The organism is Streptomyces sp. MH60, from assembly GCF_002939385.1.
Taxonomy (GTDB): Bacteria; Actinomycetota; Actinomycetes; order Streptomycetales; family Streptomycetaceae; genus Streptomyces.
Window position 1 is genome coordinate 1 of sequence record NZ_MULI01000136.1, and the last position, 8,885, is coordinate 8,885.

General features: G+C 72.6%; 11 protein-coding genes. 3 read left to right on the plus strand and 8 right to left on the minus strand.

Going from position 1 to position 8,885, the window contains the following annotated elements; all coding sequences use genetic code 11:
• The 4 genes from BZZ08_RS37410 to rimP all read right to left on the minus strand — a co-directional run.
• Positions 1-327 (minus strand): translation initiation factor IF-2 N-terminal domain-containing protein (locus BZZ08_RS37410; protein WP_198601928.1); only part of this gene is annotated, 327 nt, incomplete at its 3' end.
• Between the two features lie 161 nt (positions 328-488).
• The gene (locus BZZ08_RS37415) at positions 489-794 is read right to left on the minus strand and encodes a YlxR family protein (protein ID WP_104636599.1); all 306 of its coding nucleotides are present in this window, start codon (positions 792-794) and stop codon (positions 489-491) included.
• Positions 795-896: 102 nt separating this feature from the next.
• Positions 897-1,919 carry a transcription termination factor NusA gene (gene nusA, locus BZZ08_RS37420; protein WP_104636600.1) on the minus strand — a complete coding sequence of 341 codons (1,023 nt, stop codon included), beginning with the start codon at positions 1,917-1,919 and terminating at the stop codon, positions 897-899.
• 2 nt (positions 1,920-1,921) lie between these two features.
• Complete coding sequence (gene rimP, locus BZZ08_RS37425; protein WP_104636601.1) at positions 1,922-2,452, minus strand: ribosome maturation factor RimP; 531 nt, start codon at positions 2,450-2,452, stop codon at positions 1,922-1,924.
• A 333-nt stretch (positions 2,453-2,785) separates the two neighbouring features.
• On the opposite strand from rimP, the gene BZZ08_RS37430 reads away from it, so the two are divergent.
• The 3 genes from BZZ08_RS37430 to BZZ08_RS37440 are packed head-to-tail and all read left to right on the plus strand — an operon-like array spanning position 2,786 to position 4,735.
• Positions 2,786-3,340 (plus strand): hypothetical protein, encoded by a 555-nt coding sequence (locus BZZ08_RS37430; RefSeq protein ID WP_104636602.1) that lies wholly within the window; start codon positions 2,786-2,788, stop codon positions 3,338-3,340.
• A 3-nt stretch (positions 3,341-3,343) separates the two neighbouring features.
• On the plus strand, positions 3,344-3,796 hold the full coding sequence (locus BZZ08_RS37435) for a ferritin-like domain-containing protein (protein WP_104636603.1): 453 nt from the start codon (positions 3,344-3,346) through the stop codon (positions 3,794-3,796).
• Between the two features lie 39 nt (positions 3,797-3,835).
• Complete coding sequence (locus tag BZZ08_RS37440; protein WP_104636604.1) at positions 3,836-4,735, plus strand: aminoglycoside phosphotransferase family protein; 900 nt, start codon at positions 3,836-3,838, stop codon at positions 4,733-4,735.
• A 370-nt stretch (positions 4,736-5,105) separates the two neighbouring features.
• Here BZZ08_RS37440 and BZZ08_RS37450 read toward each other — a convergent pair whose 3' ends face one another.
• The 4 genes from BZZ08_RS37450 to BZZ08_RS37465 all read right to left on the minus strand — a co-directional run.
• Positions 5,106-6,809 carry a proline--tRNA ligase gene (locus tag BZZ08_RS37450; protein WP_104636605.1) on the minus strand — a complete coding sequence of 568 codons (1,704 nt, stop codon included), beginning with the start codon at positions 6,807-6,809 and terminating at the stop codon, positions 5,106-5,108.
• A 73-nt stretch (positions 6,810-6,882) separates the two neighbouring features.
• Positions 6,883-7,425 (minus strand): GNAT family N-acetyltransferase, encoded by a 543-nt coding sequence (locus BZZ08_RS37455; RefSeq protein ID WP_104636606.1) that lies wholly within the window; start codon positions 7,423-7,425, stop codon positions 6,883-6,885.
• A 70-nt stretch (positions 7,426-7,495) separates the two neighbouring features.
• Positions 7,496-8,344, minus strand: a complete 849-nt coding sequence (locus BZZ08_RS37460; protein ID WP_198601929.1) for a GNAT family N-acetyltransferase — start codon at positions 8,342-8,344, stop codon at positions 7,496-7,498.
• Positions 8,345-8,444: 100 nt separating this feature from the next.
• Positions 8,445-8,885: flavodoxin-dependent (E)-4-hydroxy-3-methylbut-2-enyl-diphosphate synthase (locus BZZ08_RS37465; protein WP_198601930.1), on the minus strand; the 441-nt coding region annotated here is incomplete at its 5' end.

Sequence of the window (8,885 nt, forward strand, 5' to 3'; positions counted from 1 at the left end):
CTCGGCAGCCGCGGGCTTGGGTGCGGCCGGCGGCCGCGGGGCAGCCGGACGGTCCCCCGCTGCCGGAACGGCGCGGGAGGGGCCGGCCTGCGCCGGGGACGGCGCCGACGGCCTGGGGGCAGCCTTCTTGGGGGCCGCGGGGCGGCCGGCGGAACGGCCGTTGCCGCCACCCTGCTGGAATGCGTCTGTCAGTTTGCGTACGACGGGCGCTTCGATCGTCGAAGACGCCGAACGGACGAATTCACCGAGTTCCTGGAGCTTGGCCATGACGACCTTGCTCTCGACACCGAACTCCTTGGCGAGTTCGTAGACCCGGACCTTAGCCACTTCGCTCCTCTGAGGTCCGGGTTGCGTCCGGACCGTCGCTAGTTCATGGGCGTACTCATCGCGTACTCATCGAGTGCTCATCGCAATCTCGACCTGCTTTCGACTCGCGAGGTACCAAGCCGCGCGGGGTTCCGCGCGGCATGTCTTCCTTACCACGTTGCTCACATGCTGCTTTCCGCAACCTTGTCGCAACCTTCTGCCTGCTCGACGTAGTGGCGCAACGCCTTTACGTCGAGCGGACCCGGGACGCGGAGCGCCCGCGGGAACGCCTTGCGGCGCACCGCCTGGTCGACGCAGACCGGTACGGGGTGTACGTACGCACCCCGGCCGGGCAGCGTACCGCGTGGATCGGGGGTGCAATGACCCTCGATCGCCACGGTGCGCAGCAGCTCACTCTTGACCGCTCGCTCCCGGCACCCCACGCAGGTGCGCTCGGGGCATGCTCGGCTACGTGTCCGGCCAGACACTTCTAAGTCTACCTCCCCGGACCGACCTCACCCCTTCGGGGTAAGAATCGAACACGTGCCGCACACAAAGCTGTCGTGATCTCAGCGCCGTGCGGCTTGGATCTATTCCCCGCGGGCGTCGGACGGCCGCTCCGACGACGCGTCGGAGGGCTGCTCGGTGTCCGGGCGGATGTCGATCCGCCAGCCGGTCAGCCGGGCCGCGAGCCGGGCGTTCTGGCCTTCCTTGCCGATGGCCAGCGACAGCTGGTAGTCGGGCACGATCACGCGCGCGGAGCGGGCCGCCAGGTCCACGACCTCCACCTTGGAGACACGGGCCGGGGAGAGCGCGTTCGCCACCATCTCGGCCGGGTCGTCCGACCAGTCGACGATGTCGATCTTCTCGCCGTTCAGCTCGCCCATGACGTTGCGCACCCGGCCGCCCATGGGGCCGATGCAGGCGCCCTTGGCGTTCAGCCCCGAGCGGGTGGAGCGTACTGCGATCTTGGTGCGGTGGCCGGCCTCGCGGGCGATCGCGGAGATCTCGACGGACCCGTCGGCGATCTCCGGCACTTCGAGGGCGAACAGCTTCTTCACCAGGTTGGGGTGCGTGCGGGAGAGCGTCACGGAGGGGCCCCGTACGCCCTTGGCCACCCGGACGACGTACGAGCGCAGGCGCGTGCCGTGCGGGTAGGTCTCGCCGGGCACCTGCTCCTGCACCGGCAGGATGGCCTCCAGCTTGCCGATGTCCACCAGCACGTTCTTCGGGTCGCGGCCCTGCTGGACCACGCCGGTGACGATGTCGCCCTCGCGTCCGGCGTACTCGCCGAGCGTCGCGTCGTCCTCGGCGTCGCGCAGCCGCTGCAGGATGACCTGCTTGGCGGTGGTGGCGGCGATGCGGCCGAAGTCGGACGGGGTGTCGTCGAACTCGCGGGCCGCCTGGCCCTCCTCGAGGTCGTCCGGGTCCTCCTTCGCCCACACGGTCACATGGCCGGTGTTCCGGTCGAGCTCCACGCGCGCGTGCCGGCGGCTTCCCTCGGTGCGGTGGTAGGCGATGAGGAGGGCCGACTCGATCGCCTCGACCAGCAGGTCGAAGGAGATCTCCTTCTCCCGTACCAAGCCCCGCAGGGCGCTCATGTCGATGTCCACGGCTACGCCTCCTCCTCTTCCGTCGTGTTGTCGCTCTTGCTGTCGCTGTCTTTCGCGTCCTTGCGGTTGAACTCGACCTGGACGCGTGCCTTGTCGATGTCGCCGAAGGGCAGTCTGCGGGTGGTGGGCCTGCGGCCCTTCACCCCCGGTACTTCGAGGTCGAGTCCGTCCTCGTCCACGGCGAGGATGCGGGCGACCAGTTCGCCGCCCTCGTGCAGCTGGAACCGGACCAGGCGGTCCGTGGCGCGCACGTAGTGGCGGTGCTGGGTGAGGGCGCGCTCCGCGCCGGGGGTGCCGACCTCGAGGGTGTACTCCCCCTCGCCCATCGCGTCGGTCTCGTCGAGCTTCGCCGAGAGCGCGCGGCTCACATCGGCGATCCGGTCCAGGTCCGCTCCGGTGTCGGAGTCGACGACCACGCTCAGCACACGCCTGCGGCCGACCGAGTCCACCGCGATCTCTTCGAGGTCCAGTCCCTGGGAGGCGACGAGCGGCTCCAGCAGCTCTCGCAGCCTCTCGCTCTGGGTGGTGCTCATCCGGGTGACTCCTCGGCCGCGTGTGCTGTTGTGGGACGGTGCGCGTGTCTGGTCAAAGGGTATCCGGTCGCGGGGGGTGTTGCCGTCCACCCGGGTCCGGCGGTGCCGATGAGGGGTGGCCGGGCGGGGCACGGGTACCGTGATCACGGGCGGGCGGGATCGCGGGGTACCGCGGGGTTCCGTCGCGTTGACCGTCGTTGTGCCGTCCGTATCGCCGTCCGCTGTGCCGTCCGTTTTGGGCGTCCGTTGTGCCGTCCGTTTTGCCTTTGTTCCGCCGTCGTTTGTCGTCGCTTTTGTCGTCGTTTCCGTACGAGCCTGTCGAGGACGTCTGCCGTGTCGCTTTCCCCATCGCCGCGCCCGCTCCGGGGGCCGCGCAGAAGGAGCCTGCTCGCGTCGGCCGCCGGGGCCGCCCTGCTCGTCGGCTGCACCGCGGGGCCTGGCTCCGGCGAGCCGGGGGCCGACCCGTCGGCCGCCGAGCGGGCACGCGCGCGTGCGGCCCGGGACAGCGAGGAACTCGCCGCGCGGTACGCGGAGGTGATCGCGGCCCATCCCGGGCTGGCGGAGCGGCTGGGGCCGCTGCGGGAGGAGGTCGTGCGGCACGCGGAGGCGTTCGGTGGGGTGCGGGCGGGCTCGCCGTCGGCGTCCGCGTCGGGGACGGCGACGGCCGCGTCGCCTTCGGTCTCCGCTCGGGCCGCCGGCCCGGCGGACGACTCCGGTGCAGTGCCCGCGGACGAGAAGGGCGCCCTGGCGCTGCTCGTCGGTGCGGAACGCAGGCTCGCCGACCGGCGGGCCCGGGCGCTGCTCGATGTGCCGGGTGAGTTGGCGCGGCTGCTGGCCTCCGTCGCGGCGGCCGGGGCGGCGCACGTGTTTCTGCTGACGGAGGGCTGACGGGTGGGCAAGGCGGAGGACGGGCGGCTGGACGCCCTCCAGGCGGCGCTGGCGGCGGAGCACGCGGCGGTGTACGGCTACGGGGTCGTCGGCGGGCGGATCGTCGAGGAACGGCGTGCCGAGGCGCGGACGGCGTACGACGCGCACCGGGCCGGACGGGACGCGCTGGCGCGCGAGGTGCGGGGCCTGGGCGGGGAACCGGTGGCCGCGGCGGCGGGGTACGCGCTGCCCTTCTCGGTGCCGGACTCCGCGGCGGCGGTGCGGCTGGCGGCCGAGCTGGAGGACCGGGTGGCCGGGGTGTACTCCGACCTGGTGCGGGCGGCCGAGGGCGAGGGACGGGCTTCGGCGGCCTCGGCGCTGCGCGAGGCCGCGGTCCGCGCGGTGCGCTGGCGGGCCGGGAGCGTAGCCTTCCCTGGGCTCGCCGAGCGGGCCGCGACGGCATCACCGACTGCGTAACGCGTACGGCATTCCGTACGGGAAGGGAACGGCTCGCGCATGGCATTCGAACCGCCGCGGCGTCTGGTCAGGGCGCTCGGCGAGACGGCACCGGACGGTGACGACTGGTTGGCGGAGCTGCCCGAAGTGGCGGAGCGGGCCGTGGCGCAGCGCGAGTTGGCGGTCGAGCGGGTGCAGGTGCCCGGCGGGCGCAGCAGCCTGGTCGTACTGGTGCGGACGGCCGAGGGGGCGCCGGCGGTGCTGAAGCTCGCGCCGCGCCGGGCGCGTCCGGAGAGCGAGCGGGCCGCGCTCGTGCACTGGGGCGGGCTGGGTGCCGTGCAGGTGCGCGAGGAACGTGCCGAGGAGGGTGTGTTGGTGCTGGAGCGGCTGCATCCGGACGTGTCGGTGCGGTCGCTGCCGGAGGCGAAGGCGTTGCTGGAGGCCGCGGGGACGCTGCGGCGGCTGTGGGTGGAGCCGCCGGACTCCCATCCCTTCGAGACCGTGGCCGAGCGGACCGGGCGGCAGGCCGAGGCGATGCGGGCGGGCGCGGCGGCGGACGCCGAGGTGGCGCCGCTGGTCGACGCGGCGCTCGCGGTGCGCGCGGAGCTGCTGGCCGAGCCGCCGGAGCGGCGGTTGCTGCACGGGACGTTCCGGCAGAGCAAGGTGCTGGCCGGGGATCGGATGCCGTGGCTCGCGGTGGGGCCCGATCCGGTGGTCGGGGAGAGTGCGTTCGATCTGGCGCGGTTGGTGCGGGACCGGGTGGAGGATCTGATCGCGCAGCCGTCGGGGGCGTCGACGACTCGGCGGCGGATCAAGCGGCTCGCGGAGTCGCTGGAGGTCGATCAGGAGCGGCTGCGCGGCTGGACGCTGTTCCGGGCGGTGGAGTCGGGGGTGCGGGCCCGGCGGGTGGGGCGGGAGCAGGACGCGGAGCTGTTGTTGGAGTTCGCGGGGTGGTTGTGACGGTGCGGGTGCCTGCGGCGCCGGTGCGGGTTCGGTGGGGGTGCGCGTAGCGCCTTGGGTCCGGTGGGTGGGTCGGGGCCGCGCCGGGGGGTGTCCGTCCTCGGAACGGCGCGGAATCGGTCGGCCACAGATCTCACCGGCGCGGACGCGCCAACCGCTGCGGGCGGACACCCCCCGACACGACCCCTTCCCGCCGTACGCGGCTGCGGCTCGCCATCCCTCCGGGGGCCCGCCCCGCCGTGCGCGGCTGTCCGTCCATCCCGCTCAGCTGCGGGCGGCACGGGTGGGCGCGGCGGCACCCGGCAGCGCCGGGCCGCGACCCCACACCCGTGCCGGGGCCGGGAAACGTCCGGCCCCGCCCCGGAAGGCGTCAGCTGGTGAGGCGGGTGAGGGCCTCCTCGACCGTTACTTCCTCGCGCTCGCCCGTGCGGCGGTCCTTCAGTTCGACCACGCCCTCGGCGGAGCGGCGGCCGGCCACCAGGATCTGCGGGACGCCGATGAGTTCGGCGTCGGTGAACTTCACGCCCGGGGACACTCCCGCGCGGTCGTCCACCAGGACGCGGACGCCGGCCGCGGCCAGCTTGTCGGAGACCTCCAGGGCCAGCTCGGTCTGGAGGGCCTTGCCGGCGGCGACGACGTGGACGTCGGCCGGGGCGACCTCCTTGGACCAGACGAGGCCCTTGTCGTCGGCGTGCTGCTCGGCGAGGGCGGCCACCGCGCGGGAGACGCCGATGCCGTAGGAGCCCATGGTGACGCGGGCCGGCTTGCCGTTCTGGCCGAGGACGTCGAGCTTGAGGGCGTCGGCGTACTTGCGGCCCAGCTGGAAGATGTGGCCGATCTCGATGGCGCGGTCCAGCTTGAGGCCGGTGCCGCAGTTGGGGCAGGGGTCGCCCTCGCGGACGACGACGACGTCGACGTAGGCGTCCACCTCGAAGTCACGGCCCGCCACGACGTTCTTGGCGTGCGTGTCGGCCTTGTTGGCGCCCGTGATCCACGCGGTGCCCGGCGCGACGCGAGGGTCGGCGATGTACTTGACCTTCTCGCCCAGGCCCTGCGGGCCGACGTAGCCGCGGACCAGGTCGGAGCGGCCGACGAAGTCCTCGGCGGTGACCAGTTCGACGGCGGCCGGGGCGAAGTGCGCCTCGACCTTGTCCATGTCGACCTCGCGGTCACCGGGGACGCCCACGGCGACGATCTCGCCGTCCACCTTCACGAGGAGGTTCTTGAGGGTGGCGGAGGCCGGGACGCCGAGGGACGCGGCGAGGGTCTCGATGGTGGGGGTGTCGGGGGTGGGGATGTCCTCGGCCGCGGGGATGCCGGTGGCGTCCGTGGGCGTGAGCTTGTAGGTGATCGCCTCGGTGTTGGCGGCGTAGTCGCAGTTCGGGCAGTCCGCGAAGGTGTCCTCGCCGGCCTCGGCGGGAGCCAGGAACTCCTCGGACTTGGAGCCGCCCATGGCACCGGCGGTGGCCGCGACGATGCGGTAGTCGAGGCCGAGGCGCTCGAAGATGCGCTGGTAGGCGGCGCGGTGCAGGGCGTAGGACTCGGCGAGACCCTCGTCGGCGACGTCGAAGGAGTAGGAGTCCTTCATGAGGAACTCGCGGCCGCGCAGGATGCCGGCCCGGGGGCGGGCCTCGTCGCGGTACTTGTTCTGGATCTGGTAGAGGATGACCGGCAGGTCCTTGTAGGACGACGCCTGGTCCTTGACGAGGAGGGTGAAGATCTCCTCGTGGGTGGGGCCGAGGAGGTAGTCGCCGCCCTTGCGGTCCTGGAGGCGGAAGAGTTCGGGGCCGTACTCGTCCCAGCGGCCCGTCGCCTCGTACGGCTCGCGCGGCAGGAGGGCGGGGAGCTGGACCTCCTGGGCGCCGATGGCGTCCATCTCCTCGCGGACGATGCGCTCGATGTTGCCGAGGACCTTCTTGCCGAGCGGCAGCCAGCTCCACAGGCCGGCGGCGGTGCGGCGCACGTAGCCGGCGCGGACCAGCAGCTTGTGGCTGAGGACCTCGGCGTCCGCCGGGTCGTCGCGCAGCGTCTTCGCCATCAACTTCGACATGCGCTGGACCGGTGCGTTGGCCATGGTTCTCGTGTCTCCTGCTGCGTAAGGGTGGTGCTAGGAGGTTAGCCGGGGGGTCCGGTGCGGTGGAAATCGGTTATCGACCGGCCGGTGGCCTGTGCAGCGGCAGCGGGGCGCCCATCACCGCGTACGGCTTGGGGGCGCTGGGGAAGTGCACCTGGCGGGCCAGGTCCTGGTAGCCGAGGGAGCGGTAGAGGCCGCGGGCCGGGCTCTCGGTGTCGATCGCGGAGAGGATCGAGCGGGGCTCGGTGGCGGCGTCGGTGATCGTGGTGATCAGGGCGCGGCCCGCGCCGCGGTTCTGGTACGCCGGGTGGACGTGGAGTTCCGTGATGACGAAGGAGTCGTCGAGCCAGTCGTCGGTGCCCTGGGCGCGGAGGTAGGGCTCGACGACGGTGGACCACCAGTGGGTGCGGTCGTTGGGCATGCCGTAGACGAAGCCGACGAGGCGGCCCCGGACGGTCGCGCCGAGGGCTCTGGCGCCCGGGTGGGTCATGTGGCGCAGGACGATCTGACGGCGGACGGCCACCTCGTCGGGGCCGAGGCCGAAGGCGGCGGCTTGGACGGCCAGGGCCTCGTCCACGTGCGCGGAGAGGTCCAGTGGGCCGATCACATGGTCCATGCCGGGGAGCCTACAGGGGCGTTGTGGTGGGAGTGCTGGTGCCGGTGGTGGGGCCGGGGCTGCCGCGGGTTCAGAACAGGACGCTCATGAACGCGCCTACTTCTTGGAAGCCGACCCGGAGATACGTCCGTCGCGCCGCCGTGTTGAAGTCGTTGACGTAGAGGCTCGCCACCGGGGCGACGTCCGCGAGGGCGTAGCGCAGGACCGCCGCCATGCCGGGTGCCGCCAGGCCCTTGCCGCGGTACTCGGGGGCCACCCACACACCCTGGATCTGGCAGGCGCGGTCGGTGGCGGCGCCGATCTCGGCCTTGAAGACGACCTTGCCGTCGGCGTCGAAGCGGGCGAAGGAACGGCCGGAGCCGACGAGTTCGGCGACCCGGGCCTGGTAGAGCAGGCCGCCGTCGCCGGCCATCGGGGAGATGCCGACCTCCTCGGTGAACATCGCCACGCAGGCCGGCATGATCCGTTCCATCTCGTCCTTGCGGACGCGGCGGACGTAGGGGTCCGGGGCGATGTCGTCGGGGAGGCGGTCGGTGACCATGAGGGGCTGGCGGGTGCGGACCTCGCGGGCCGGGCCCCAGCCGGGTTCGAGCAGCCGCCACAGCTGGGCGGTCGGGCCGGCGGGGCCGACGATCGAGGAGCAGCGGCGGCCGGCCCGGCGGGCGCGGTCGGCGAAGGCGCGGACGGCGCGGGGGGTGGCGCAGATGGGCACGAGGTTGGCGCCCGCGTAGCACAGGGAGGTGAGCATGCCGTGCTCGTACCAGCCCCACATCTCGCCGCCGAGGCGCCACGGGTCGAGTCCGGCGATCTGGACGCGGGCGGTCACGAAGGCGTTCGTGACCGGGTCGCGGTCGAGGATGGCGAGCGCGGCGTCCAGGTCGCTCGGTTCGAGCACGCGGGAGGTGGTCTGCGTCAACACGTGCGGGGGCCTCACCCTGAGATCTGCTGGTCCCCGCACTGTACCTGCCACGCATATGCCGCGCCGCCCCCCTGGGGCGACGCGGCAGCGGTGGGAGGGATCAGCCCGCCACGGCGACGGAGGGCTCGCCGGAGACCACGCCGTCCTTCTCCATCTGCTCGGCGATCTTCATGGCTTCCTCGATGAGGGTCTCCACGATCTTGGACTCGGGGACGGTCTTGATGACCTCGCCCTTGACGAAGATCTGGCCCTTGCCGTTGCCGGAGGCGACGCCGAGGTCGGCCTCGCGCGCCTCGCCGGGGCCGTTGACGACGCAGCCCATGACGGCGACGCGGAGGGGGACTTCCATGCCCTCCAGACCGGCGGTGACTTCCTCGGCCAGCTTGTACACGTCGACCTGGGCGCGGCCGCAGGACGGGCAGGAGACGATCTCCAGGCCGCGCTGGCGCAGGTTCAGCGACTCCAGGATCTGGATGCCGACCTTGATCTCCTCGACCGGCGGAGCGCTCAGCGACACCCGGATGGTGTCGCCGATGCCCTG

Bases quoted from the DNA above. Each gene is read 5' to 3' on its own strand.
- rimP (WP_104636601.1), bottom strand. From the start codon at position 2,452: ATGAGCACCACCCAGAGCGAGAGGCTGCGAGAGCTGCTGGAGCCGCTC.
- BZZ08_RS37440 (WP_104636604.1), top strand. From the start codon at position 3,836: ATGGCATTCGAACCGCCGCGGCGTCTGGTCAGGGCGCTCGGCGAGACG.
- BZZ08_RS37450 (WP_104636605.1), bottom strand. From the start codon at position 6,809: ATGGCCAACGCACCGGTCCAGCGCATGTCGAAGTTGATGGCGAAGACG.
- BZZ08_RS37455 (WP_104636606.1), bottom strand. From the start codon at position 7,425: ATGGACCATGTGATCGGCCCACTGGACCTCTCCGCGCACGTGGACGAG.